Below are 24,105 nucleotides of genomic sequence, written 5' to 3'. Positions count from 1 at the left end.
TGGCGCCGAGCCTCAGCCGTCGGAGGCCTGGGTGGTCCAGCCGAGCCGGGGAATCGTGATCGAGCGTTTGCCCGAGAGGTCGACGCGGGTGACGAACAGGCCCTTGCTTTCGATATATTGCATAAGCCGCCGCACGCGGCCGAGTGAGCTGGTGCCGTAGCTGGTCGCGATGTCCGTATCGCTCGGGCACGGCAGTCCCTCGCGGGCCGCCTTGGCGACGAGCAGAAAGGGTCCCAGCATGTCGTCGGGCAGCGCGCGCGCCGCTTCGAGTGCCTGCGCCCAATCCTCGTCGGGATCGCCGTGAATGCCCGCGCGCGCCGCCGAGAGCCGGCGGACAAAGCCGGAAAGATCGAGCGGCGGGCGGTTGAGGCCCACCATCCGGCAGCGCACCTGGAAATCCTGATAGAGCACCGCCGGCGAACGCAGCGTCGACTGCTCGTCCTCGACGATCGCGCGCAGCACGTCTGCAACGAGGCCGGCAACTTCCTCCGGATCGCGATCGGGCTCTACTTCCATCGGTGCCGGCACCGAGCGGGCGAGCGCCTCGAGCATCGTCTCGGAGTGCGCGTAGGTAGGCGCGGACGGCGGCGCGGGCGGGACCCATTCGGGCTCTGCCGGGGCAAGCAGCAGGTCCTTGATGTCCTCGGTCGGCGCCTGGGGGAGCGGCGTCAGCTTCGGTGACGAGCTGCGCGCATTCGTCTCGACCGAGCCGATGCGGATCGCCACCGGCCGACGGGTGATCGCCGGGCCGAGCCCGAGGAAATGCCCGCGCGCGAGATCACGGATCGCCTCCGCCTGGCGCCGTTCCATGCCGAGCAGATCGGCGGCGCGCTGCATGTCGATATCGAGAAAGGTGCGGCCCATCAGGAAGTTCGAGGCCTCTGCCGCGACGTTCTTGGCGAGCTTCGCCAGCCGCTGTGTGGCGATCACGCCCGCCAGCCCGCGCTTGCGCCCGCGGCACATCAGGTTGGTCATCGCCGAGAGCGAGGCGCGCCGCACCTCTTCCGCCACTTCGCCGCCGCCAGCGGGTGCGAAGAGCTGGGCCTCGTCAACCACCACCAGCGCCGGATACCAATGGTCACGCGGCGCATCGAACAACGCGTTGAGGAAGGTGGCAGCGCAGCGCATCTGCCCTTCCGCTTCCAGCCCTTCGAGGCTCAGCACCACCGACGCCCGGTGCTCGCGGATGCGCGCGGCGAAGCGGGCGACGTCGCGCTCGCTATGATCGACCGCCTCGATCGCGAGATGGCCATAGCGATCCGACAGCGTGACGAAATCGCCCTCGGGATCGATCACCACCTGCTGCACATGGCCGGCGGATTGTTCGAGCAGGCGGCGGAGCAAATGCGACTTGCCGGAGCCGGAATTGCCCTGGACGAGCAATCGGGTCGCAAGCAACTCCTCCAGATCGACCGGCACGGGGCTGCCCGTGCCGTCGACGCCCATGTCCACGCTGACGGTCATCGAGCCCGCTTTGCCGGATCAGGGGGGGCAGCGGCAAGGGCCGCGCACGCGAAAACTGTGGGTGTTTGTTTCGGATCAGGCCGCGTCGGCGGCGTTCCGGCGCTGGCGGCGGCGCTCCAATGCCTCCATCGTCTTGTCGGCGAGGAGGGTCAATCGTGCGGTATCCTGTTCGGTCAGCTTCGGCCGGGCCATGCGGTCGATCACGCACAGCGTGCCGATCCGCTTGCCGGTGGAGGTCCGCAGCGGTGCGCCGGCGTAGAAGCGGATATTGGGATCGCCGGTGACCAGCGGATTCTCGGCGAAGCGGGGATCGGCCTGGGCATCATGGACCACGAACACGTCGGGCCCGCGGATCGCATGGGTGCAGAAGGAGATCGAACGCGGCGTTTCCTGCGGCTCCAGCCCGACGCGCGCCTTGAACCACTGCCGGTTCTCGTCGATCAGGGAGATCAGCGCGATCGGCACGCCCAGTGCGGCTGCGGCCTCGCGGACGATCGCGTCGAACTCGGCCTCGTTCGGCGTGTCGAGCACGCCATATCCCTTCAGCTCGGCGAGGCGGGCAGTTTCCTCCGGAGGCTCGATCGGCATCGTTTCATCGTCCTGCGTTTGCGCCCCCCGGCACATTCGGGCTAGTACGGTACGACAAGTTAACATTTGTTCGACACCGCACGCGCCGTGCCGGGCAGTCTGATGGCAGCCATGCATCCCGATCCCATTGAACATCTCCGCCGGGTTTTCGGCTATGACGCCTTTCGCGGCGTGCAGGCCTCGGTGGTCGACCGCGTGATGGCGGGACAGCGCACGCTGGCGGTGATGCCCACCGGCGCAGGCAAGTCGCTCACCTATCAACTGCCCTCGGTGATGCTGGAGGGGACCTGTGTCGTCGTCAGCCCGCTGATCGCCTTGATGCACGACCAGCTGCGCGCGGCCGAAGCCGTGGGCATTCGCGCGGCGACGCTGACGAGCGTGGACGACAATCGTGCCGAGACGATCGAGCGCTTTCGCGCCGGGGCCCTCGACCTCCTCTATATCGCGCCCGAGCGCGCCTCTGGAGAGGGCTTTCGCAACCTGCTGACCCAGGCGCCGCTCAGCCTGTTCGCGATCGACGAGGCGCATTGCGTGTCCGAATGGGGGCATGATTTCCGCCCCGACTACCGCCTGCTACGTCCGCTGCTTGATCGGTTCCCCGAGGTGCCACGGCTCGCGCTCACGGCCACGGCGGATGCGCATACGCGCGCCGACATTCTCGAGCAGCTCGGAATTCCGGAGGACGGGCTGATCGTCGCCGGCTTCGACCGGCCCAACATCCGCTACCATATCCTGCCGCGCGAGAACACGACGCGGCAGATCATCGACATCGTCTCCGAGAACCCGGGGCCGGGCATCGTGTATGCGCAGACGCGCAAAGGGGTGGAGCAGCTTGCCGATAAGCTGGCGGCGGAGACGGGCCGCTCGGTGCTCCCCTATCACGCCGGGCTCGATCCCGAGGTGCGCCGTCGCAACCAGGCGCAATTCGTCGCGAGCGAGGACATGGTGGTCGTTGCCACCGTGGCGTTCGGCATGGGGATCGACAAGCCCGACGTGCGCTTCGTCGCCCATGCCGGCCTGCCCAAGTCGATCGAGGCGTATTACCAGGAAACCGGGCGCGCGGGCCGCGACGGCGATCCATCGGTCGCGCATCTGTTCTGGGGGGCGGACGATTTCGCCCGCGCCCGCCAGCGGATCGGCGAAGTTGAGCCCTCCCGCCAGCCCGGCGAGCGCACGCGGCTGACGGCGCTGGGCGCGCTGGTCGAGACCGCGGGGTGCCGCCGTCGCATTCTGCTCAAGCATTTCGGTGAGGATCCGCCCGAGACCTGTGGCAATTGCGACAACTGCCTCCACCCGCCGGCGGCGATCGACGCCAGCGTCACCGCCCAGAAATTCCTCTCGGCCGTGTTTCGCACCGGCATGTTGTATGGTGTCGGCTATATCGAGGGCATCCTCACCGGCGTCTCGACCGAGCGCAGCCTGATGAACGGGCATGAGCAGCTGTCGGTGTTCGGCATCGTCGAGGGCGACGAAGTGGCGATGCTGAAGCCCGTGTCGCGCGCGCTGCTGCTGCGCGACGCCTTGCGCACCAACGACCATGGCGGGCTGGAGTTCGGCCCCGAGGCACGCGCGATCCTCAAGGGTGAGGCCAAGCTGGAACTCGTCCTGCCGCCCCGGCGCGAGCGCCGTCGCAAGGGTGCCAAGGGCACGGTGCCGAACCCGGTGGGCAATCCCGTGTTCGAGGCGCTGCGAACCAAGCGGCGCGAGATCGCGCAGGAAACGGGGCTGCCGCCCTATGTCATCTTCCATGATTCGGTGCTGCGCGACATGGCGATGGTGCGGCCATCCTCGCTGGCGGAAATGGGGAAGCTGTCCGGCGTCGGTGCGCGCAAGCTCGATGCCTATGGGCAGGACTTTCTGGACGTTCTTCGCCAGTTCTGATCGGCTTCCTAGGGGCGCCCGGCCGCGCTACAGCCTCCCGCTGCAATTCAAGAGGAGGACCTGTCATGCCCAACAAGATCGACGACCGCATCTCGGTGGCGCCGCAGATCCGCCCCGAGGAGGTGCCGGCGCTCGCGGCGGCGGGGTTCGTGCATATCATCAACAATCGTCCCGAAGGCGAGGAATTCGGCCAGCCGACCGGCGCCGAGATCGCCGAAGCGGCCGAGGCTGCCGGGCTGGGCTATACCGAGATCCCGGTGACGCCAGGCGGCTTCTCGATGGCGCAGGTGGAGGCGATGGCCGAGGCGCTTGCCTCGGTGGACGGGCCGGTGCTGGCCTATTGCCGCTCGGGCACGCGCTCGTGCAACCTCTGGGCGCTGGCTGCCGCGTTCAAGGGCGGTACCCCGGAGGAACTCGTCGCGAAGGGCGCCGGTGCGGGCTACGACCTCTCCGGCATCCGCCCGGCGCTGGAGCAGCTTTCCGGCACGTAAGCCCACCGTTCGATCGCTCCCTTCCCGCTTGCGGGAGGGGAACGCCCGCCGCACCGGCAATCCTCGATCCCCTCACGCACAAAAAATGGGCTGGTGGTTGCCCACCAGCCCAGTCGTCCGCAGGAGGAACCTCGGTGGGGTGCCGCGGGGAAGAGGACCCGCGCGGCGCCCGATCTCGTCAGTAGTTGTAGGCGCGCTCGCCATGCTCGTTGATGTCGAGCCCTTCGACTTCGACTTCCTTCGAGGGGCGAATGCCCATGGTGAGCTTCAGGCCGTAGAAGAGCACCGCCGAGACGACGCCCGACCACACGAGCGTCAGCGCCACGGCCTTTACCTGGGTGATCAGCTGGCCGACCATGTCGTAGCTGGGGGCGGCGACCGCAGGGAACTTGGTGTAATCGATGATGCCCTGGCCGCCGAGCGACGGATCGGCCACGATCGCGGTGGCGATCGCACCGATGATGCCGCCGACGCAGTGCACGCCGAACACGTCGAGCGAGTCGTCATACTTGAGCTTGTTCTTCACCGTGGTGACGAAGAAGAAGCAGACCGGCGACACGACCAGGCCGAGCACGATCGAGGTCATCGGCGCGGCATAGCCCGAGGCCGGAGTGATCGCGACGAGGCCGGCGACCGCACCGGTCACGCCACCCAGCAGCGACGGCTTCTTGTGCACGACCTGCTCGATCACCGCCCAGCTGACCGCAGCAGCAGCGGTGGCGACGAAGGTGTTGATGAAGGCAACCGCGGTCACGCCGTTCGATTCGAGGTTGGAGCCGGCGTTGAAGCCGAACCAGCCCACCCACAGCAGCGAGGCGCCGATCATGGTCATGGTCAGCGAGTGCGGCGGCATCGGCTCGCTCTTGAAGCCCACGCGCTTGCCGATCACGAGGCAGCCGACCAGGCCGGCGATGCCCGCATTGATGTGGACGACGGTGCCGCCGGCGAAATCCAGCGCCCCCAGGCCCCACAGATAACCGCTGTCCGACGGCGCATCGACGAGGAAGTCCGGGCCCGCCCAGTACCACACCATGTGCGCGATCGGGAAATAGGCCAGCGTCATCCACAGCACGGTGAAGAGGATCAGCGGGGTGAACTTCACGCGCTCTGCAAAGGCCCCGACGATCAGCGCCGGCGTGATGCAGGCGAAGGTCATCTGGAAGCAGACGAACGCGAATTCAGGGATGTAGACGTTGTTCGAGAAGGTCGCGGCATAGGTGCCGCTGCTCACCCCGACCAGGAACGCCTTGGACAGGCCGCCGAAGAAGTGGTTGTCGCCCCCGCTCGTGAAGGCGATCGAATAGCCCCAGCAGCACCAGACCAGGGCCGCGACCGACACGATCATGAACACCTGCATCAGCACCGAGAGCATGTTCTTGGTGCGCACCAGGCCGCCATAGAACAGCGCCAGCGCCGGCACCGACATCATCAGCACCAGGGCCGAGGAGATCAGCATCCAGGCGGTATCGCCCTTGTTCACCATCGTCGCCTGCTGCGCGACGGTGGGAGCCTTGACCAGTGCGGTCTGCGCCCAGGCGGGCATTGCCGCGACGAGCGCGGCCGCGCCGAGGCCCAGCCCGGCGGTCTTCCATGCTTGCTTCATTGCTATCCCCTTGCTCACAGCGCCGTCTCGTCGGTCTCGCCGGTGCGAATCCGCACGGCCTGGCCCATGTCGAGGACGAAGATCTTGCCGTCACCGATCGCGCCGGTGCTGGCCGCGGCCTGGATGGCTTCCACCGCGCGATCCGCGAGGTCGCTCCCCACAGCGACCTCGATCTTGATCTTCGGCACCATGTTGGTGCTGTACTCGGCGCCGCGATAGATCTCGGTCTGGCCCTTCTGGCGGCCGAACCCCTTCACTTCCGTAACGGTCATGCCCGTCACCCCGACGGTGGTGAGCGCCTCGCGCACCTCGTCGAGCTTGAAGGGTTTGATGATGGCGATGATGAGCTTCATGTCGCCCCCTCTGGCGGTTGTCCCACGGACTACTCAGCAAGGGGCGTGCCAATTGGAACGCACAGGGAGCCTGCGCGTTTCGGGCGCGGATTCGTTACGAACTGGTGAATTTTGCGACGCAGGCCTGCCTAAAAAACGGGCAAGTCATTGCAGCGTCGCGCTATCCTCACCGTGGCGGCCGAAGAATTGCATCAGCTGGACGATCAGCTCGGCGCGGTCTGCCAGTCGTGGTGCTTCGAGCAGGGCCTGCTTCGAGGCAGCATCGAACGGCGCAATCTGGGCGATGCCGTTGACCAGCGACTCATCGTCGAGCCGTGTCACCGCCTCCCAGTCGACCATATAGCCGAGACCGTCGGCGAAGCGGCGCGACTCCATTTCAATGGAGGCGCGGCCGGCTAGAGACAGAGACTCCAGCTGCCCCGCCACTTCAAGCGCCGCCTCGACCTGGCGGAAGGGCGTGCCAACCTCGAGCTCGCGCACGATGGTGAAGCGACTCAGCCCTTCCAGAACGATGTTGAAGCGCCCGTCGTCGAGCGCCTCCACATCGGCGATCCGGCCGACACAGCCGACATCAAACAGCGTCGGCGGATCGCGATCGTCGCGCGGCTGGACCATGCCGATCCGCCGGTCGCGCGCGAGGGCCTCGGAGACCATCGCGCGGTAGCGCGGCTCGAAGATATGGAGCGGCAGGTGCATGCGTGGAAACAGCAGTGCACCTGCCAGCGGAAATACCGAGAGCCGCGTCGTCTTCATCCGAACAGGATCTGCGACAGCTTGCGACGCTGGGCGGCGACCCACGGGTCTTCGAGCCCCACGACCTCGAACAGCTTGAGCAGCCGCTGGCGGGCGGCGCCCTCGTTCCAGGCACGATCGTCGCGCACCATGGCGAGCAGGGTCGCTGCGGCACCTTCGCGATCGCCCACCGCCATCTGGCCGCCCGCGAGTTCGTAGCGCGCGTCCATATCTTCCGGGTTCGCGGCAGCGCGGGCAGCAAGGCCGGCAAGATCGCCCACCGGCTGGGCTTCGCGGGCGAGGCTCAGCGCGGCGCGCGCGCGCTCGACTTCGGGTGCCTTGGCGGCATCGCCCTCGATTGCGTCTAATGCGGCCTGCGCCTCGTCATGCCGGCCAAGCGTGGTCAGCGCGCGAACGCGGCCCGCGGCGACCGCGGCGTGGTCGGGCGCCATCTCGGCGATCTGATCGAAGATGGCGAGCGCGCGTTCGGCATCGCCGTCGCCGAGCACCTGCTCACCCATTGCGATCAGCGGCTCGAGTTCGGCTTCGGCCTCGGCTTCCTCGCCGCTGATCGGCAGCTGGCGAAGGATCTGGTCGAGCATCGTGCGCAGCTGCGATTCGGTGCGCGCGCTGGTCAGGTCGGCGACCAGCTGGCCCTGGAACATCGCATAGACCGTCGGGATCGAGCGGACCTGGAATTGGCTCGCGATGAAGTTGTTTTTGTCGACGTCGATCTTGACCAGCAGCACGCCCTTGGGCGCGTATTCGGTGGTCACCTTCTCGATCACCGGGCCCAGTGCCTTGCACGGTCCGCACCACTCCGCCCAGAAATCGATGACGACGAGCTTCGACATCGACGGCTCGACAACGTCTTTACGGAAGGCGTCTACGGCCTGTTTGTCGGCGGGGCTCATACCAAGCGTGGCCAAAATGCGCTCCTTAAGCGATCTGCGGGTGCCGGCCCTCGTACAGGGGCCTGGGCGGGTCGGCTCCTATTTGGGCGTTCGGGGGCAAACCGCCAAGCCTTTTCCAAAAAGTGCAAATTGGGGGTTGCGCACTGCAAAAGCCGCTGTTAGTTGGCGCGCCTCACCCGCCGAGAGCGCTTCGAAACGCTCCCGGCCACGACGCCAGAGCGGGCGTAGCTCAGGGGTAGAGCACAACCTTGCCAAGGTTGGGGTCGAGGGTTCGAATCCCTTCGCCCGCTCCAGTCGCCAATCGGCGACTGCACCGTCGATCTCAAGGCATCAGCCTTTTTCTCCCTTCCGACAAGTGCCAGCGCATCGCGAGTGCCGACCCGTCCGCATCCTGTGCACGGATCGCCTGGACGATCGTCTCGTGCTCGCGGACCATTGCCGCGATCGGCTCGGCCTCGCGCAGGCGGGCGATGTCCACGCCCGCGCGCATGATCCGCATCGTTTCTTCGTGAAGATGTTCGAACGCCTTTTCGAACGCCGGATTGGCCGTGGCACGGAAGATCGCGCGGTGCAGCCGCCAATCCTCGTCGTGCGCGGGATCGCTGGAGAGCAGCGCCTTGCGCAAATCGGCCATGGCCGATTCGATTTCCGCCATCTGTTCGGGTGAACGGCGCCGGGCCGCCAGGCGGGCGGCTTCCGATTCAAGCGCGAAGCGTACCTCATACGTGCCGAGCGTCGCCGAGAGTTCGTCGAACGCCATGTGTGCGCCCAGTCGGAGCGAGGGGCGGCGCATGACATAGGAACCGGCGCCGCGTCGCGCCTCGGTGATGCCGTCCGCCGCCAGCCGAACCAGGGCCTCGCGCACCACCGTGCGCGACATGCCGAAGCTTTCCGCCAGCCGCGATTCGGAGGGCAGCCGGTCGCCGATGCCCAGGCCATCGAGGATGATTTCGACGATGCGCGAATAGGCCTGGTCGGCAAGGCGCTGGTCGGGAGCGGGGCTGAGGTTTCGCGACATGGTCCTCCACGATACTAAGGCTTTGCAAAATGGCGAGTCGCGCCATGGTCTTAGGAGAGACACCATGTCCGATTCCCCCGCCCCCATCCGTGTCGGCATCGGCGGCTGGACCTTCGAGCCGTGGCGCGGGACCTTTTATCCCGACAAGCTGCCGCAGAAGCGCGAGCTGGAATATGCCGCCGCGGCGCTCACCGCGATCGAGATCAACGGCACCTATTATTCCACCTTCAAGCCGGCGAGTTTCGCCAACTGGGCGGCGGCGGCACCAGCGGGCTTTATATATACGGTGAAGGGCTCCCGCTTCGTCACCAATCGCAAGGTGCTGGCCGAGGCGGGGGAATCGATCGCGCGCTTCTGTGGACAGGGGCTGACCGAACTGGGCGACAAGCTCGGCCCGATCTTCTGGCAGTTCATGGCGACCAAGAAGTTCGATCCGGAGGATTTCGGCGCGTTCTTGAAGCTGCTGCCCGCGACGCAGGACGGCGTGAAGCTGCGCCATGCGGTGCAGGTACGGCACGAGAGCTTCCAGACGCCCGCATTCGTCGCGCTGTGTCGTGCGGCTGGCGTCGGCATCGTCTTTGCCGATTCGCCCCAGTATCCGGGTGTGGCCGATGTCAGCGGCGACTTCGTCTATGCGCGCCTGGAGGCAGGCGTGGACGACAATCCCTTCTGCTACCCTGAAGCCGAGCTGCCACGCTGGGTGGAAGCAGCGAAGACCTGGGCCGCGGGCGGCCAGCCCGAAGGGCTGCCGACCTTCGCACCCGAGCCGGCGCCAGTCCGCCCACGCGAGACCTTCGTCTTCTTCATCCATGGCGGCAAGGTGCGGGCGCCGGCGGGCGCGCGGGAACTGATCCGCCGTCTCGGTTGAGCACCGAACCCTTTGGCGCGCCGCTTCGTTAGTTGCGGGCAACCGCAGGAGGCCCGCATGACCTACGATCCCGAACAGCAGCAGCCGCAGGACGACGAAGCCGAAGCCATGGAAGAGGCGCAGAAGGACGCCGCCGAGGAGCGCGAGGAAGAAGGCGGCTATCAATGAGGGGCACGGCGCGGCGATCTTCGGCTTGCCGCGCCGGGCAATCCGTATCTTTTCGGCCTAGCCATGGCCCCAAGTAATTGATAATCACTCGCAGCATGAACGCGACCGCTGCGATTCCTGTGCCCGTACGACTCGCCCAACTGCATCGCCATGCCCCGGGCACGGTGGCCGGTGTCGACTGGGATCGGCTTGCAGAGCCCGAGGCGCGACGGCTGCGCGAACTGGGTCTCGACGAGGGCGTCGAGGTGGAATTGCTCCACCGCTCCGGCATTTTCGGCGGTCCGCTTGCCTGCCGCATTGGGCGGATGACCGTCGCGCTTCGCCGCCATGTCGCAGCTGCCATCCATGTGACGCCGCTGGCCAAGCACGCATGAACACCACGCCATTGGTTGCGCTGGTCGGCAATCCCAATGCCGGCAAGAGCGCGCTGTTCAATGCGCTCACCGGCGCGCGGCAGAAGGTCGGCAATTATCCCGGCGTCACCGTCGAGCGCCATTCGGGCCGGATGGCGCTGCCCGATGGGCGGCCGATCGAGCTGATCGACCTGCCCGGCGCCTACAGCCTGGATCCCGGCAGTCCCGACGAGCAGGTGACGCGTGACGTGCTGCTCGGCCGCCAGCAGGGCGAGCGACTGCCGGACGCGATTCTCACCGTGGTCGACGCGTCCAATCTCGACAACCATCTCCGCTTCACGCTCCAGCTGATCGCGCTGGGCCTGCCGATCGTGGTGGCGCTCAACATGGTCGACCTCGCCGAGCGCGACGGGCTGAAGCTCGATCCGGAAGCGCTCGAGCGCGAGCTGGGCGTGCCGGTGGTCGCCACCGTTGCGGTGCGCCGCCGCGGACTCGACGCGCTGAAGGAGCGCATGGCCGAGATGGTGAAGGGCGTGACCAGGATCCGCCCCTCCCCCGGCGTGCAGCACGACATCGTCCTGCTCCAGCGCCGCGCGCGCCAGATCGCCACCGCAGTCACGATTTCCGAAACCGCCGCGCGGCGCTGGACGCATCGGCTCGACGCGCTGTTCCTCCATCCGGTCGCCGGGCCGATCATCCTGCTCGGCACGATGTTCCTGATGTTCCAGGCGGTCTTCGCCTGGTCCGAGGTGCCGAAGGGCTTCATCGAGGACGGCATGCAATGGCTCGGCACCGAGATCGGCGCCGCATTGCCCGATGGCGTTCTCCGTTCGCTGATCGTCGACGGGGTGATCGCCGGCGTCGGCGCGGTCGTTGTCTTCCTGCCGCAGATCCTGATCCTGTTCGCCTTCATCCTGGTGCTGGAAGCCACGGGCTACATGGTCCGCGCCGCTTTCCTGATGGACCGGGTGATGGCGAGCGTGGGGCTTTCGGGCCGTGCCTTCATCCCGCTGCTCTCCAGCTTCGCCTGCGCGGTGCCGGGAATCATGGCGACGCGCACCATCGCCGACGAGAAGGACCGGCTGACCACCATCCTGATCGCGCCGCTGATGACCTGCTCGGCACGTCTGCCGGTCTATACGATCATCATCGGTGCGCTCATCCCCAACAAGGCGGTGCTGCCGGGCATGGGGTTGCAGGGGCTGGTGCTGTTCGCCCTCTACATCCTCGGCATCCTCGGCGCCTTCGTCGTCGCGCTGGTGCTCCGCCGAACGGTGACCAAGGGGGCGACCTCGGGCTTCATGATGGAGATGCCCAAATATCAGTGGCCCAGCGCGCGCGACGTGCTGCTCGGGCTCTGGCAGCGTGCGCTGATCTTCCTCAAGCGCGCGGGCACGATCATCCTCTACACCACGGTGATCCTGTGGGCGCTCCTGAGCTTCCCCAAGCCGCCCGAGGGCAGCGGCATCTCGCAGGTCGATTATTCGATCGCGGGTCGCATCGGCAGCGGGCTGGAAAAGATCGTGGCGCCGATCGGCTTCAACCGCGACATGGCGCTGGCGGTCATCCCGGCGATGGCGGCGCGCGAAGTGGCGGTGGCGGCGATCGGCACCGTCTACGCGATCGACAATGCCGATGATGACTCGGGCAAGGCCTCGATCCAGCAGCAGCTCCAGAAGCATTGGAGTTTGCCCAGCGCGCTCGCCTTCCTGATGTGGTTCGTCTTCGCGCCGCAGTGCATCTCGACCATCGCGGTAACGCGGCGCGAGACCAATGGCTGGAAATGGCCGGCCTTCATGATCGGCTATCTGTTCGCGCTGGCCTATGTCGCGGCGGGCATCACCTACTGGAGCGCGGTGGGCCTGGGCCTCTAGCAATTGCATCACGGCTGCGAAAACGGCAGAGGCAGGGGACTATGAGCATCGTAACCCCCGAACTCCGCGCAGCCGCGCTCGTCTCCAAGGCCTGGCCCTATGAAGAGGCGCGCAAGCTGCTCAAACGCTACCCCCAGATCGCTGAGGGTGGCGCGCCGGAGAAAGGCCATGTGCTGTTCGAGACCGGCTATGGTCCCTCGGGCCTGCCGCATATCGGCACCTTCAACGAAGTGCTGCGCACCACCATGGTCCGCCGCGCCTTCGAGAGCCTGTGCGACGTTCCCACCCGCCTGATCGCGTTTAGCGACGACATGGACGGGCTCCGCAAGGTGCCGGACAATGTGCCCAACCAGGCGATGCTGCGCGAACATCTCGGCAAGCCGCTGACCCAGGTGCCCGATCCGTTCGAGAAGTACGAAAGCTTCGCGCACCACAATAATGCGCGGCTCCGCGAATTTCTCGACCAGTTCGGCTTCGAATATGAGTTCGCCTCGTCCACCGACTATTACACCGGCGGCCGCTTCGACGATGCGCTGAAGAAGGTGCTGCGCCACTATTCCGGCATCATGGACGTGATGCTGCCGACGCTCCGTGCCGAGCGCCAGGCGACCTATTCGCCCGTCCTGCCGATCAGCCCCACATCGGGCATCGTGCTCCAGGTGCCGGTCGAGGTCGTCGATGCTGAGGCCGGCCTCATCGCTTTCGAGGATGAGGGCGAGCGGATCGTGCAGAGCGTGCTCGGCGGCAAGGCCAAGCTCCAGTGGAAGGTCGACTGGGCGATGCGCTGGGTCGCGCTCGACGTCGATTACGAGATGGCGGGCAAGGACCTGATCGACTCGGTTACCCAGTCGGGCAAGATCGCCCGCGTGCTCGGCGGCCGACCGCCCGAAGGCTTCAACTACGAGATGTTCCTCGACGAAAAGGGCGAGAAGATCTCCAAGTCCAAGGGCAACGGCCTCAGCCTCGAACAGTGGCTGACCTATGGCCCCGAGGAAAGCATCGCCTTCTACGCCTATCGCGAGCCGAAAAAGGCCAAGCAGCTGCATCTCGGCGTGATCCCGCGCGCGATCGACGAATACTGGCAGTTCCGCGGCAATTATGCCGGCCAGGCGGTCGAGCAGCGGCTGGGCAACCCGGTCCACCACATCCACAATGGCGAGCCGCCGGCGGAGACGCTGCCGGTCACCTTCGGACTGCTGCTCAACCTCGTCGGCGTAATGGGCGAGGCGACCAAGGAGCAGGTCTGGGGCTATCTGACGAATTATGTCCCGGACGCGAACCCGGCAACCTATCCGGCGCTCGACCGTCTGATCGGCTATGCGCTCGCCTATGCCCGCGATTTCGTCGCACCGACGCTCAAGAAGCGTGCGCCGGTGGGCGTAGAGATCGAGGCGTTGCAGCGGCTCGACACCGAACTCGCCGCCCTGCCCGCCGACGCCACGGCCGAAGCGATCCAGGACCAGGTCTACGAGATCGGCAAGACCGGTGGGTTCGAGACTCTGCGCGACTGGTTCAAGGCGCTGTACGAAACGCTGCTAGGCTCCGAACAGGGGCCGCGCATGGGCAGCTTCGTTGCGCTGTACGGCATCGCGAACAGCCGCAAGCTGATCGCCGACGCGCTGGCGAAGGTGGCGTAAGAACGAGGCGTATCTTCCCCTGGCGGGGGAGGATACGCTTACCAATCGAAAGGACCGAGACCATGCGACGCCGAATCCGCCATATCCGATCGGCGACGCGGGCCTTCCTCCACGGCGAGGCGGCGGGCGGCATCTTCCTGATTGCCGCGGCTGCGCTGGCGATGCTGGCGGCGAACCTGCCCGGCGTCTCCGAAACCTATTTCCACACGCTCCACCAGGAGACCGGCCCGGTGATCGCGCCGCTCCACGGCCCGATGACCGTCCACCTGTGGATCAACGACGGGCTGATGGCGGTGTTCTTCCTGCTCGTCGGCCTCGAGATCAAGCGCGAGTTCGTCGACGGGCGGCTGGCGAGCTGGGACCGCCGCCGCCTGCCGGTGATCGCCGCCGCCGCGGGCATGGTCGTGCCCGCGGCCGTCTATCTGCTGATCGCCGGCCGCACCCCCGGCGTCACCAGCGGCTGGGCGATCCCCGCCGCCACCGACATCGCCTTTGCGATCGGCGTGCTGGCGATCCTTGGCAGCCGCGCGCCGGCCGCGCTCAAGCTGTTCCTGACCACCGTGGCGATCGTCGACGACATGGGCGCGGTGGCGATCATCGCCGTCGCCTATACGGCGCATATCGACCTGATTGCGCTTTCCGGCGCCGCGGTGGTGCTGGGCGTGATGATCGCCTGCAATCGCTTCGGCGTGCGCCATCTCGCCGTCTATCTGGCGCTGGCGGTCGTGCTGTGGGTGCTGGTCTTCCAGTCGGGCGTGCATGCGACCATCGCGGGCGTCGCCGCGGCGATGACGATCCCGCTGGTCAAGTCGCCTGCCGCACCCGATGCCGTGGACTCGCCGCTTCACCGGCTGGAGCATGCGCTGCACCCCTGGTCCGCGTTTCTGATCGTGCCGCTCTTCGGCTTCGCCAACGCGGGCGTCTCGTTCGAAGGCCTGTCCCCGGCGATCCTGCTCGAACCTTTGCCGCTGGGCATCGCCGCCGGGCTGTTCCTCGGCAAGCAACTCGGCATCTTCGGCAGCATCTGGCTGGCGGTGAAGACGGGGTTCGCCAAGCGCCCCGGCAATGCCGGCTGGCGGCAGATCTACGGCGTGTCGCTGCTTGCCGGGATCGGCTTCACGATGAGCCTGTTCATCGGCGGCCTCGCCTTCCCCGGCAACGCGCTGTTCGTCGACGAGGTGAAGATCGGCGTACTGCTCGGCTCGATTCTGTCGGCGGTGGCGGGTTACGCGGTCCTGCGGTCGGCCAGCACTGCGGCCCCGAGGATCGCCAACCCGCCTAGCGCCAGCAGCGCGCCGACCCAGCCGGTCGACGTCCAGCCGTAACCGGCGGCGATCGCCAGCCCGCCCAGCCAGGGGCCCAGCGCGTTGGCGGTGTTGAACGCCGAATGGTTGAGTGCGGCGGCCAGCGCCTGCGCCTCGCCGGCCACGTCCATCAGGCGGGTCTGCAGCACCGGTCCCAGCGCGCCGGCAAAGCCGATTGCGAAGACGTCGAGCGCCACCAGCGGCAGCGAATGCGCTGCCAGCGGATAGAGCGACAAGGCGATCGCGCTGGCGATCAGCAGCGCCGCGCCGGTCGGCATCAGCGCGCGGTCGGCAAAGCGCGGCACGACGATGTTGCCGCCGATCATCCCCATGCCGAAAATCGCCAGCACCAGCGGCACGCCCCAGGGCGGGGTGCCGGTGACGTGCATCAGCGTTGAGGCAACATAGGTGTAGACGCAGAACAGCCCGCCAAAGCCGATCGCGCTCACCCCCAGCGTCAGCCAGACCTGCCCGTTGGCCAGCGCACGCAACTCCCGCAACGGGCTCGCGCCCTGCTGCGGGCGGTCCTGCGGCGCCAGCCAGAGCACCAGCAGCACGGTGATCAGCGCCAGCACCGCGACGATGGCGAAGCCCCAGCGCCAGCCCACCGCCTGGCCGAGCCAGTTGGCTGCGGGCACGCCGAGCACGGTTGCCACCGAAAGGCCGAGCATGATCCGCCCTACTGCCTGTGAACGCTGGTCGTTCGGCACGAGGGACGCCGCGACCAGCGAGGCGATCCCGAAATAGGCGCCGTGCGGCAGCCCGCTGAGGAAGCGGAAGAGCAGCATCCAGTGATAGGTCGGGGCGAGGGCACTCGCTGCGTTGAACAGCGCGAAGCTCGCCATCAGCGCGATCAGCAGCGTCCGCCGCGACCATTTCGCCGCTGCCACCGCGAGCAGCGGCGCCCCCACCACCACGCCCAGCGCATAGGCACTGATGACATGGCCCGCGGTCGGCTCATCAATGCCCAGACCCTTGGAGAAATAGGGCAGGAGGCTCATCGTCGCGAATTCGGTGGTGCCGATCGCGAACCCGCCCATGGCAAGCGCGAAATGGACCAGGCCCGGCGAGCGGGCGGCGGAGCGGGGCAGGGGAGCGTGCACCCCCCGCAAATGGGTTTGCTGCAGTGCAGCGTCAAATAGAAATACGTATGCCGACAGGTGCTTTGCGCGCAATCAAAGCGGGGCTCGCACGTGCGCCGTCCACCCGCGCCGCCGCAGCACCAGCGTATAATAAAGGGCGGAGAGCACGATCTGCGCGCCGGTGGCGAGCAGTGCTGGCTGGCCTTCGGCCGGGTCCAGCGCATTCAGCCACGCAACGACGGCCAGCACCAGCAGCGTGGCGAGGGCGGGCAAGGGGTGCAGCGGCATGCGATAGGGGGCATGTCCGGTGCTGCCGCGGCGCCGCCCGGCGATCGTCGCGAGCGCCAGCCCCGCGTAGATCGCGATCAGGCCGGTGCCGCTGAGCAGCAGCAACAGCCGCAGCGGGAGGAAGCAGGCGGCAATCCCGATCGCGCCGGACACCAAGGTCGCGCGTGCGGGCGAGCCGAACCGGGGGTGGATCGCCGCGAGCCAGGCGTCGATCGGCCGCCCCCAGCTGCCGTCGCGGGCGGTCGCGTAGAAGAAGCGTCCATTGGCGAGGATGCAGGCGATCACGGCATTGACGATGGCGACGAGGATGCCGATCGCCACCCACAGGTTGAGCGTCGCCCCGCCCCGCATCCGCACGAAAGCCCCGAACGGATCCTCGGCAGACAGGAAGGCGGCAAGGTCCGGCGCGGCGGCCAGCGCGGCGACGATCGGCACGGCCTCCAGCAGCAGCGCACCGACCAGCGCCAGCAGGATCGCGCGGGCGATCCGCTGCGACGCGCCGTGCATTTCCTCGCCGAAATAGACGGCCGCGCCGTACCCGTTAAGCGCGAAGATCGCGACCGAGGTGGCGAGGCCAATATTCGCCGCCGTCGCCGGGACCAGCGCGCCACCCGCTGGCGCCACGGGGTGGAGAAGCAGCGGCAGGACGTCGCGCACGGGCGTCGCCATTCCCAGTGCCAGGATCACCAGCACCGCGGCCACCTCTGCGGCGAGAAACGCGCCGGTCAGCAGCGCATTGAAGCGGATGTTGAGGATGCCGATGAGCATCGAGGCGAGCAGCACCGCTACCGCCACCGGCACCGGCGGCAGCCCGGGCACAACGGTGGACGCGACCGAGGCGATGCCCAGTGCGGCTACCGGCGGGAAGAGAAGGTTGTTGCAGGCGTTGACCCCCAGCATCACGAACCCGGCGGCGGGGCCCAGGGTCTGCCCCACCATCACATATTCGCCGCCCGCCACGGGGAAGGCGGAGGAGAGCTCGGCATAGATCAGCGCCGTCGCGAGGCAAACAACACCGGCGATGCCCAGGGCGAGCAGCGCGCCGGTGCCGGCAATCTGCAGGCTGCCCGGCACGATCACGAACAGCGACGAGGCCGGGGTGGTAATGGACAGGGTGAGGAACAGCACGCCGGCGGTGCCGAGGCTGCGGTCCAGTCGCGCATGTGGTTCCGGCATCGTTCCCCCGAGATGCGGTAGAGCCTGGGCGCGCGCCGTTCGGAGGTCAATCACTGCCGCTTGCCCTGCCTGCGCGATTCGCTAGGTTGCGCGCGTGGCTTCTCCCACCTCTTCTGCCGGCGACGGCGCGCGAGCCCGGCTCGTTCAGGCGCTTGGCGATGTCGCGAGCGGTGATCGCAAGGCGCTGAAAATCGTCTATGATCTGACAGCGGCGAAGCTGATGGGCGTCTGCCTGCGTATCTGCCAGGACCGCGAGGCCGCAGAGGATGTGATGCAGGAAGTGTATCTGAAGGTGTGGGACAGGGCAGGGCGCTTCGATGCGTCGCGCGCCAGCCCGATCACCTGGCTGTGCACGATTGCCCGCAACACCGCGATCGACTGGCGCCGCGCACGCGGGCTTGGCGAAACCGCCCCGGTCGAGGCCGCGCTCGACCTGCCCGATGGCAGCCCCCTGGCGGATGAACTTCTCGACGCGGGCGAAACCCGTGCGCGAATCTTCGATTGCCTGGAGGCGCTTGACGACAAGCCGCGGGGGGCGATCCGCGCCGCCTTCTTCCAGGGCCGCACCTATCCCGAACTGGCCGCCGCCGCCGCCGTGCCGCTGGGCACGATGAAGAGCTGGATTCGACGCGGTCTGCTGCAGCTCCGCGGGTGTCTCGGCGATGGCTGATCCGCTGCGCCCCGAAGAGGAGGAGATCGCCCTCGCTGCGGAGCTCGCACTGGGGCTGCTCCAGGGCGACGAGCTTGCCGCCGCCCGGCGCCGCCAGCTTGCCGACCCCCGCTTCGCCGCGGCCGTCGAGCGCTGGGCGCTCGACTTTGCCCCCCTCGCACTGGGAGCTGCCGACGTGCCGGCGCCGATCGGTCTGTGGCGCCGGATCGAGGCGCGTTTGCCCGCAGGTGATTCCGGTGCGGTGATCGCGCTGCGGCGCTGGCGGGCGACCGCGATTGCGGCAAGCGCTGCTGCGGCCGTGCTGCTCGCGATCCTGCTGTTGCGACCGGTGCCGGAGGCCGTGGTGCTGCCGCCGCAACCGGTGGTGGTGGCGCAGATCACCGGTACCGACGGGGCGACCTTCGCAGCGCGGTATGACGTCGATCAGGGCATGCTCCACGTCCGCACCGAAAGCATGCCCGCCAGCCGCCGCGCGCCCGAGCTGTGGGTGATCCCGGCAGGTGGCAAGCCGGTGTCGCTGGGACTGATCGCGACGCGCGGCGGCCGCGACATGCCAATTTCGCCCGACCATCGCGCGCTGCTGGCGGAGGGGGCGACGCTCGCCGTGACGATGGAAGACGCTGCTACCGCGCCGCATGCGGGCCCCAGCAGCCCGCCGGTTGCCGCAGGAAAAATTACCATACTTTAAGTTTTGCTGCATCCGGGGCTCGCGCCGCCCCGTAGCTCCGCCGCACCTCCGCCAGAGAGGTGTGTAGCAAGAGGAAGCTAGAAGATGCCGCGCAAGACCCGTCTCGCCTCGCTCACCGGTATCGTGGGTGCCGCCCTGCTCGCCACCGGCGCCGTCGCTGCCGTGCAGAAATATCCGATGGTCGGCGGTGCCGCCATGTATCCGACGAAGACGATCGTCGAGAACGCCGTGAATTCCAAGGATCACACCACGCTGGTCGCCGCCGTGAAGGCCGCCGGCCTGGTCGAGACGCTCTCGGGCCCGGGCCCGTTCACCGTCTTCGCGCCGACCAACGCCGCCTTTGCCAAGCTTCCTGCCGGCACCGTCGACACGCTGGTGAAGCCGGAGAACAAGGCGACGCTGACGAAGATCCTCACCTACCATGTCGTGGCCGGCAAGCTCAGCGCGGCGCAGATCGCGGCCAATGCCAAGGCGCATGGCGGCAAGGCGACGCTCACCACCGTGCAGGGTGAGCCGATCACGATCATGAAGGGCCCGAAGGGCGGCTGGGTGATCCAGGATGCCAAGGGCGGCAAGGCCAAGATCACGATCGCCGACGTCAACCAGTCGAACGGCGTGATTCACGTGATCGACAGCGTCCTCATGCCCTGACGCTGCCGATAGGCCTCGCGCTATCCCCCCATTGGGCGAGGTCTTGGCCCGCCGGCGACCCTCCTTGCCGGCGGGCCTTCTCGTTCAGAGGCCAAGCCAGGCCAGACCGGCGGGTAGATCGGAAGCGGTATAGTCTACCTGCAATACCCGGCGATGGGTGTTGGCGGTACTCGCGGCCGAGGCGTGGAGGATGGGCGTGCTGTAGAGCCAGATGTCGCCCGCCGCCGCCAGGCATGCCGCCGTTCCGCAGCGCGCCACGGCATCGGCGATTGCCGCTTCCGGCACGCGGCCCAGCCGATGCGAGCCGGGCGCGATCAGCAGCGGCGCATTGTCGGCGGACACCGCGTCGAGGTGGATGCGCAGCGTCAGCATGGACGCGAACAGCGCAAAGGGCGGCTCGACATGCTGCAGTCCCTGCTTGGTCGACCAGGGTCCATAGCCGGGTACGTCGATGCGCTCCCGCACGGCGATGGTGCGGTCCTGGTGCCAGCCGAGTGCCCAGTTGGTCGCGGCGCTCTTGTCGAACAGAATGGCGCGGACGGGGCGGGCGGCGGCGCCCAGCCGCTCGGCGGGCACAGCCCCAAGCGCGTCCGCGGCCACCAGTCCGGCCAGGCCCTCCACACCATGCAGACGCAGCCCGGCCTTGTCCGCCGGCAGCGTGACGGCCAGCGCGTGCAGGCGAGCCAGAAAAGGGGCGGCCGCACCGGCAAGGTGCGCCGCCCCATCGCGTTCGAAATCGAGCGCCACCTGACTCAGAGCTTCTCGGTCAGCTCCGGCACCAGCGTGAACAGGTCGCCGACCAGGCCGATGTCCGCCACCTGGAAGATGGGCGCGTCCTCGTCCTTGTTGATCGCGACGATCGTCTTCGAATCCTTCATGCCGGCGAGGTGCTGGATCGCCCCCGAGATGCCGACCGCGACATAGGCCATCGGTGCGACGATCTTGCCGGTCTGGCCGACCTGATAGTCGTTGGGTGCGTACCCTGCGTCCACCGCCGCGCGGCTGGCGCCGACTGCGGCACCCAGCTTGTCGGCGAGCGGATCGATCAGCGCGTGGAACTGCTCCGACGAACCGAGCGCGCGACCGCCCGAGACGATGATCTTGGCGCTGGTCAGCTCCGGACGCTCCGAGGCGGCGATCTCGGCGCCGACGAAGGTCGAGAGACCCTTGTCGCCTGCCGTCGTGACCGCTTCCACCGTGCCGCTGCCGCCGGTCGCCGCCGCCTTGTCGAAGGCGGTCCCGCGCACGGTGATCACCAGCTTGCTATCGCTGGTCTGCACGGTGGCGATCGCGTTGCCCGCATAGATCGGGCGGTTGAAGGTGTCCGGACCCTCGACCGAGAGGATGTCCGAGAGCTGCATCACGTCGAGCGCGGCGGCGACGCGCGGCGCCACGTTCTTGCCCGTGGTGGTCGCCGGGAACAGCACCGCGTCATGGGCATCCATCAGCTGGACGACCAGCGGCGCGACATTCTCGGCAAGGAAATGCTCGTACGCCGCATCGTCAGCTACATGGACCTTGCCCACGCCGGCGATCTGCGCGGCAGCCTCGGCCACCGCGGACACGCCCTTGCCGGCGACGAGCAGATGCACTTCACCCAGCTTGGCAGCCGCAGTGACGGTGGAGAGCGTCGCGTCCTTGACGCTCTGATTGTCGTGTTCGACCCAAACCAGCGTCTTCATCACGCGACTCCCATGCCCTTGAGCTTCTCGACCAGTTCGTCGACCGAACCCACCTTGATGCCCGCCTGGCGCTTTGCCGGCTCGACGACCTTCAGCGTCTTGAGGCGCGGGGTAACGTCGACGCCGTAATCGGCGACGGTCTTCTTCGCGACCGGCTTGGTCTTCGCCTTCATGATGTTCGGCAGCGTGGCGTAGCGCGGCTCGTTGAGGCGGAGATCGGTGGTGACGATCGCCGGCAGCTTGAGGTCCACGGTCTCGAGGCCGCCGTCGATCTCGCGCGTCACGTGCACGCGGTCGCCGGCGATTTCGACCTTCGAGGCGAAGGTGCCCTGCGCCCAGCCGAGCAGTGCTGCGAGCATCTGGCCGGTCTGGTTCGAATCGTCGTCGATCGCCTGCTTGCCGAGGATGATCAGCCCAGGCTGTTCCTCGTCCGCGACCTTGGCGAGCAGCTTGGCCACCGCCAGCGGCTCCACCTCGTCCTCGGTCTGGATCAGGATGCCGCGATCGGCACCCATGGCGCGCGCGGTGAGCAGCACGTCGGTCTCCGCCTTGGCGACACCGATCGTGACGACGACGATCTCGGTCGCCGCGCCCTTCTCCTTCAGCCGCACCGCTTCCTCGATCGCAATCTCGTCGAAGGGGTTCATGCTCATCTTGACGTTCGCCAGATCGACGCCCGTCCCGTCCGCTTTGACGCGGGGCTTCACGTTATAGTCAAGCACACGCTTGACCGGCACCAAGACCTTCATCGCATCCTTCCTGTCTGCCGGGGCTCTCCCCCTGACAATTGGGTTACGTTTACGCGAACGTCAACCGCTCGCAAGCGATTCGGCGTACGCCTGCATCAGCGTGCCGAAGGATTCCGGGGGCGGAAATTTTGGATAGCTGTACGAAGCGCCAGTCGCGGCCCAGGGCAGCGCCTCCTCGGTCCAGGTCTCGAAGAGGGGCGGGGCAGACATCGGCGCGGCGAGCATCGTCATGCGGATGTTCACGAAGGCGTCGAGGCCTTCGGGCCGGGTGAACAGCCAGCTCTTGCAATGTCCGCAGTGGAAATGCCGGGTGGCGCCGTGGAGGCCGCCGATCTCCGGCGCGCCGTCGATCACTTCGAACGCATCCGCCGGGTAGAGCCCGCTCAGCGAATAGGCGCTGGCGGTCATGCGCTGGCAGCCCGTGCAGTGGCAGGCCATGGTGACGAGCGCATCGCCCGTCACCCGGAACCGCACGCGGCGGCAGCGGCAGCCGCCCTCGACCGACTTGCCAGTCGGGGCGGCCGTGTCGCTCACGCGACCTTCTTGACCTCCGCCACGATCTTCTGGGCGGCGTCGCCCAGGTCGTTGGCGGGAACGATCGCGAGGCCCGAATTGGCCAGGATGTCCTTGCCCTGCTGCACGTTGGTGCCTTCGAGGCGGACGACCAGCGGCACCGCGAGGTTCACTTCCTTGGCAGCCGCGACGATGCCCTCTGCGATGATGTCGCACCGCATGATGCCGCCGAAGATGTTGACCAGGATGCCCTTCACCGCCGGATCGCTCAGGATGATCTTGAACGCCGCGGTGACCTTCTCCTTGTTCGCGCCGCCGCCGACGTCGAGGAAGTTGGCCGGGAACATGCCGTTGAGCTTGATGATGTCCATCGTGGCCATCGCCAGACCGGCGCCGTTGACCATGCAGCCGATGTCGCCGTCGAGCTTGATGTAGGCGAGGTCGTACTTCGACGCCTCGAGCTCCATCGGGTCCTCTTCGGTCTCGTCGCGCAGTTCCATCAGGTCCTTGTGGCGGAACAGCGAGTTCGAGTCGAAGCCGACCTTGGCGTCGAGCACCAGCAGCTTGTTGTCGTCGGTCACGGCAAGCGGGTTGATCTCGATCTGCGAGGCGTCGGTGCCGAGGAAGGCGTCATACACCTTGCCGGCCAGGCTCTGCGCCTGCTTGGCGAGATCGCCCTCGAGGCCGAGCGCATTGGCGACGGCGCGGCCATGGTGCGGCATGAAGCCGGTCGCGGGATCGACGTCGAAGGTGTGGATCTTCTCCGGCGTGTCATGCGCGACGGTTTCGATGTCCATGCCGCCTTCGGTCGAGACGACGAACGCGACTCGGCCGGTGGCGCGATCGACCAGCAGCGCGAGATAGAATTCCTTGGCGATGTCGACGCCGTCGGTGACGTACAGGCGGTTGACCTGCTTGCCGGCGGCGCCGGTCTGGATCGTTACCAGGGTGTTGCCGAGCATCTCGGTCGCGGCGTGGCGAACCTCGTCCTCGGTCTTGGCGAGGCGGACGCCGCCCTTGGCTTCGGCTGGCAGTTCCTTGAACTTGCCCTTGCCGCGGCCGCCGGCATGGATCTGCGCCTTCACGACATAAAGCGGTCCAGGCAGCTTCTTCGAGGCTTCGACGGCCTCCTCGACGCTCAGAGCGGCAAAGCCGGCCGGCACGGGCACGCCGAACTTCGCGAGCAGTTCCTTGGCCTGATATTCGTGGATGTTCATGGGAGCAGTCCGCCTTTTCAAGGGAACGGGGAAATGGATCGGGCCGGGCTAAAGCACAGCGCGCGCGCGAAATCCACCCTTTTAGGCGTTATCGCAAGTGCGAACGAATTGCAAATGGCCAGGTTCCCGTCTGCGTGGCGT

24 protein-coding genes and 1 tRNA gene are annotated in these 24,105 nt (G+C 67.3%); 11 read left to right on the top strand and 14 right to left on the bottom strand.

Going from position 1 to position 24,105, the window contains the following annotated elements; all coding sequences use genetic code 11:
- Positions 1-12: 12 nt before the first annotated feature.
- Entirely contained in the window at positions 13-1,464 is a 1,452-nt protein-coding gene (locus OIM94_RS12090) for an ATP-binding protein (RefSeq protein WP_264606971.1), read from the bottom strand.
- A gap of 75 nt (positions 1,465-1,539) precedes the next feature.
- Positions 1,540-2,052: a GAF domain-containing protein gene (locus OIM94_RS12085; RefSeq protein ID WP_264606970.1), complete on the bottom strand. Its 513-nt coding sequence runs from the start codon at positions 2,050-2,052 to the stop codon at positions 1,540-1,542.
- A gap of 111 nt (positions 2,053-2,163) precedes the next feature.
- Between OIM94_RS12085 and recQ the strand changes: the two genes are divergently transcribed.
- Together recQ and OIM94_RS12075 are read left to right on the top strand one after the other, a co-directional pair.
- Positions 2,164-3,933 (top strand): DNA helicase RecQ, encoded by a 1,770-nt coding sequence (recQ, locus tag OIM94_RS12080; protein ID WP_264609901.1) that lies wholly within the window; start codon positions 2,164-2,166, stop codon positions 3,931-3,933.
- A gap of 65 nt (positions 3,934-3,998) precedes the next feature.
- Positions 3,999-4,424, top strand: a complete 426-nt coding sequence (locus tag OIM94_RS12075; RefSeq protein ID WP_264606969.1) for a TIGR01244 family sulfur transferase — start codon at positions 3,999-4,001, stop codon at positions 4,422-4,424.
- A 178-nt stretch (positions 4,425-4,602) separates the two neighbouring features.
- On the opposite strand, the gene OIM94_RS12070 is transcribed toward OIM94_RS12075, so the two are convergent.
- The 4 genes from OIM94_RS12070 to OIM94_RS12055 form a co-directional block, all read right to left on the bottom strand.
- Complete coding sequence (locus OIM94_RS12070; protein ID WP_264606968.1) at positions 4,603-6,027, bottom strand: ammonium transporter; 1,425 nt, start codon at positions 6,025-6,027, stop codon at positions 4,603-4,605.
- A gap of 14 nt (positions 6,028-6,041) precedes the next feature.
- Entirely contained in the window at positions 6,042-6,380 is a 339-nt protein-coding gene (locus OIM94_RS12065; protein ID WP_010542740.1) for a P-II family nitrogen regulator, read from the bottom strand.
- Between the two features lie 144 nt (positions 6,381-6,524).
- Positions 6,525-7,133 (bottom strand): LON peptidase substrate-binding domain-containing protein, encoded by a 609-nt coding sequence (locus tag OIM94_RS12060; protein ID WP_264606967.1) that lies wholly within the window; start codon positions 7,131-7,133, stop codon positions 6,525-6,527.
- Positions 7,130-8,026, bottom strand: a complete 897-nt coding sequence (locus tag OIM94_RS12055) for a tetratricopeptide repeat protein (protein ID WP_264609900.1) — start codon at positions 8,024-8,026, stop codon at positions 7,130-7,132. The genes OIM94_RS12060 and OIM94_RS12055 overlap by 4 nt, the downstream gene beginning before the upstream one ends.
- Before the next feature lie 218 nt (positions 8,027-8,244).
- Between OIM94_RS12055 and OIM94_RS12050 the strand changes: the two genes are divergently transcribed.
- Positions 8,245-8,319, top strand: a tRNA-Gly gene (locus tag OIM94_RS12050).
- A gap of 29 nt (positions 8,320-8,348) precedes the next feature.
- Here the strand turns inward: OIM94_RS12050 and OIM94_RS12045 are convergent.
- Positions 8,349-9,044, bottom strand: a complete 696-nt coding sequence (locus OIM94_RS12045) for a FadR/GntR family transcriptional regulator (protein WP_264606966.1) — start codon at positions 9,042-9,044, stop codon at positions 8,349-8,351.
- Positions 9,045-9,108: 64 nt separating this feature from the next.
- Between OIM94_RS12045 and OIM94_RS12040 the strand changes: the two genes are divergently transcribed.
- From OIM94_RS12040 to nhaA, 5 genes are all read left to right on the top strand, one after another.
- On the top strand, positions 9,109-9,912 hold the full coding sequence (locus OIM94_RS12040) for a DUF72 domain-containing protein (protein ID WP_264606965.1): 804 nt from the start codon (positions 9,109-9,111) through the stop codon (positions 9,910-9,912).
- A 263-nt stretch (positions 9,913-10,175) separates the two neighbouring features.
- Positions 10,176-10,454, top strand: a complete 279-nt coding sequence (locus OIM94_RS12035; RefSeq protein WP_264606964.1) for a FeoA family protein — start codon at positions 10,176-10,178, stop codon at positions 10,452-10,454.
- On the top strand, positions 10,451-12,307 hold the full coding sequence (gene feoB, locus OIM94_RS12030; RefSeq protein ID WP_264606963.1) for a ferrous iron transporter B: 1,857 nt from the start codon (positions 10,451-10,453) through the stop codon (positions 12,305-12,307). The genes OIM94_RS12035 and feoB overlap by 4 nt, the downstream gene beginning before the upstream one ends.
- Positions 12,308-12,348: 41 nt before the next feature.
- Positions 12,349-13,944, top strand: a complete 1,596-nt coding sequence (locus OIM94_RS12025; protein WP_264606962.1) for a lysine--tRNA ligase — start codon at positions 12,349-12,351, stop codon at positions 13,942-13,944.
- Between the two features lie 62 nt (positions 13,945-14,006).
- Positions 14,007-15,269: a Na+/H+ antiporter NhaA gene (nhaA, locus tag OIM94_RS12020; RefSeq protein WP_264606961.1), complete on the top strand. Its 1,263-nt coding sequence runs from the start codon at positions 14,007-14,009 to the stop codon at positions 15,267-15,269.
- On the opposite strand, the gene OIM94_RS12015 is transcribed toward nhaA, so the two are convergent.
- Both OIM94_RS12015 and OIM94_RS12010 read right to left on the bottom strand, forming a co-directional pair.
- Positions 15,170-16,288: an MFS transporter gene (locus OIM94_RS12015; protein WP_264609899.1), complete on the bottom strand. Its 1,119-nt coding sequence runs from the start codon at positions 16,286-16,288 to the stop codon at positions 15,170-15,172. The two genes, nhaA and OIM94_RS12015, sit on opposite strands and share 100 nt — an antisense overlap.
- A 135-nt stretch (positions 16,289-16,423) precedes the next feature.
- Entirely contained in the window at positions 16,424-17,794 is a 1,371-nt protein-coding gene (locus OIM94_RS12010) for an APC family permease (protein WP_264606960.1), read from the bottom strand.
- Positions 17,795-17,888: 94 nt separating this feature from the next.
- Between OIM94_RS12010 and OIM94_RS12005 the strand changes: the two genes are divergently transcribed.
- The 3 genes from OIM94_RS12005 (at position 17,889) to OIM94_RS11995 (ending at position 19,803) form a co-directional block, all read left to right on the top strand.
- Entirely contained in the window at positions 17,889-18,464 is a 576-nt protein-coding gene (locus OIM94_RS12005) for a sigma-70 family RNA polymerase sigma factor (protein ID WP_264606959.1), read from the top strand.
- Positions 18,457-19,152 (top strand): anti-sigma factor domain-containing protein, encoded by a 696-nt coding sequence (locus OIM94_RS12000; RefSeq protein WP_264606958.1) that lies wholly within the window; start codon positions 18,457-18,459, stop codon positions 19,150-19,152. The genes OIM94_RS12005 and OIM94_RS12000 overlap by 8 nt, the downstream gene beginning before the upstream one ends.
- An 84-nt stretch (positions 19,153-19,236) precedes the next feature.
- The gene (locus OIM94_RS11995) at positions 19,237-19,803 is read left to right on the top strand and encodes a fasciclin domain-containing protein (RefSeq protein WP_264606957.1); all 567 of its coding nucleotides are present in this window, start codon (positions 19,237-19,239) and stop codon (positions 19,801-19,803) included.
- Between the two features lie 84 nt (positions 19,804-19,887).
- Here the strand turns inward: OIM94_RS11995 and OIM94_RS11990 are convergent, their stop codons facing one another.
- From OIM94_RS11990 to sucC, 5 genes are read right to left on the bottom strand one after another with little or no spacing between them, the layout of a single operon-like run.
- Entirely contained in the window at positions 19,888-20,550 is a 663-nt protein-coding gene (locus OIM94_RS11990) for a phytanoyl-CoA dioxygenase family protein (RefSeq protein WP_264606956.1), read from the bottom strand.
- Positions 20,551-20,555: 5 nt separating this feature from the next.
- On the bottom strand, positions 20,556-21,485 hold the full coding sequence (locus tag OIM94_RS11985; protein ID WP_264606955.1) for an electron transfer flavoprotein subunit alpha/FixB family protein: 930 nt from the start codon (positions 21,483-21,485) through the stop codon (positions 20,556-20,558).
- Positions 21,485-22,234, bottom strand: coding sequence for an electron transfer flavoprotein subunit beta/FixA family protein (locus OIM94_RS11980; protein ID WP_264606954.1), 750 nt, complete (start codon positions 22,232-22,234; stop codon positions 21,485-21,487). The genes OIM94_RS11985 and OIM94_RS11980 overlap by 1 nt, the downstream gene beginning before the upstream one ends.
- A gap of 60 nt (positions 22,235-22,294) precedes the next feature.
- Complete coding sequence (locus tag OIM94_RS11975) at positions 22,295-22,768, bottom strand: GFA family protein (protein WP_264606953.1); 474 nt, start codon at positions 22,766-22,768, stop codon at positions 22,295-22,297.
- Complete coding sequence (gene sucC, locus OIM94_RS11970; RefSeq protein ID WP_264606952.1) at positions 22,765-23,964, bottom strand: ADP-forming succinate--CoA ligase subunit beta; 1,200 nt, start codon at positions 23,962-23,964, stop codon at positions 22,765-22,767. The genes OIM94_RS11975 and sucC overlap by 4 nt, the downstream gene beginning before the upstream one ends.
- Between the last annotated feature and the right edge of the window lie 141 nt (positions 23,965-24,105).

It is taken from the genome of Sphingomonas sp. R1, from assembly GCF_025960285.1.
Taxonomy (GTDB): Bacteria; Pseudomonadota; Alphaproteobacteria; order Sphingomonadales; family Sphingomonadaceae; genus Sphingomonas.
The sequence above is the reverse complement of the archived record's forward strand: the minus strand, read 5'-3'. Positions and strand labels throughout refer to the sequence as shown.

Coding starts and splice junctions, on each gene's coding strand:
- OIM94_RS12055 (WP_264609900.1), bottom strand. CDS start 8,026: ATGAGCCCCGCCGACAAACAGGCCGTAGACGCCTTCCGTAAAGACGTT.
- OIM94_RS12025 (WP_264606962.1), top strand. CDS start 12,349: ATGAGCATCGTAACCCCCGAACTCCGCGCAGCCGCGCTCGTCTCCAAG.
- OIM94_RS11985 (WP_264606955.1), bottom strand. CDS start 21,485: ATGAAGACGCTGGTTTGGGTCGAACACGACAATCAGAGCGTCAAGGAC.
- OIM94_RS12000 (WP_264606958.1), top strand. CDS start 18,457: ATGGCTGATCCGCTGCGCCCCGAAGAGGAGGAGATCGCCCTCGCTGCG.
- sucC (WP_264606952.1), bottom strand. CDS start 23,964: ATGAACATCCACGAATATCAGGCCAAGGAACTGCTCGCGAAGTTCGGC.
- nhaA (WP_264606961.1), top strand. CDS start 14,007: ATGCGACGCCGAATCCGCCATATCCGATCGGCGACGCGGGCCTTCCTC.
- OIM94_RS12065 (WP_010542740.1), bottom strand. CDS start 6,380: ATGAAGCTCATCATCGCCATCATCAAACCCTTCAAGCTCGACGAGGTG.
- OIM94_RS12045 (WP_264606966.1), bottom strand. CDS start 9,044: ATGTCGCGAAACCTCAGCCCCGCTCCCGACCAGCGCCTTGCCGACCAG.
- OIM94_RS12010 (WP_264606960.1), bottom strand. CDS start 17,794: ATGCCGGAACCACATGCGCGACTGGACCGCAGCCTCGGCACCGCCGGC.
- feoB (WP_264606963.1), top strand. CDS start 10,451: ATGAACACCACGCCATTGGTTGCGCTGGTCGGCAATCCCAATGCCGGC.
- recQ (WP_264609901.1), top strand. CDS start 2,164: ATGCATCCCGATCCCATTGAACATCTCCGCCGGGTTTTCGGCTATGAC.
- OIM94_RS11980 (WP_264606954.1), bottom strand. CDS start 22,234: ATGAAGGTCTTGGTGCCGGTCAAGCGTGTGCTTGACTATAACGTGAAG.
- OIM94_RS12040 (WP_264606965.1), top strand. CDS start 9,109: ATGTCCGATTCCCCCGCCCCCATCCGTGTCGGCATCGGCGGCTGGACC.
- OIM94_RS12070 (WP_264606968.1), bottom strand. CDS start 6,027: ATGAAGCAAGCATGGAAGACCGCCGGGCTGGGCCTCGGCGCGGCCGCG.
- OIM94_RS12035 (WP_264606964.1), top strand. CDS start 10,176: ATGAACGCGACCGCTGCGATTCCTGTGCCCGTACGACTCGCCCAACTG.
- OIM94_RS12060 (WP_264606967.1), bottom strand. CDS start 7,133: ATGAAGACGACGCGGCTCTCGGTATTTCCGCTGGCAGGTGCACTGCTG.
- OIM94_RS11995 (WP_264606957.1), top strand. CDS start 19,237: ATGCCGCGCAAGACCCGTCTCGCCTCGCTCACCGGTATCGTGGGTGCC.
- OIM94_RS12090 (WP_264606971.1), bottom strand. CDS start 1,464: ATGACCGTCAGCGTGGACATGGGCGTCGACGGCACGGGCAGCCCCGTG.
- OIM94_RS12085 (WP_264606970.1), bottom strand. CDS start 2,052: ATGCCGATCGAGCCTCCGGAGGAAACTGCCCGCCTCGCCGAGCTGAAG.
- OIM94_RS12015 (WP_264609899.1), bottom strand. CDS start 16,288: ATGGGCGGGTTCGCGATCGGCACCACCGAATTCGCGACGATGAGCCTC.
- OIM94_RS12075 (WP_264606969.1), top strand. CDS start 3,999: ATGCCCAACAAGATCGACGACCGCATCTCGGTGGCGCCGCAGATCCGC.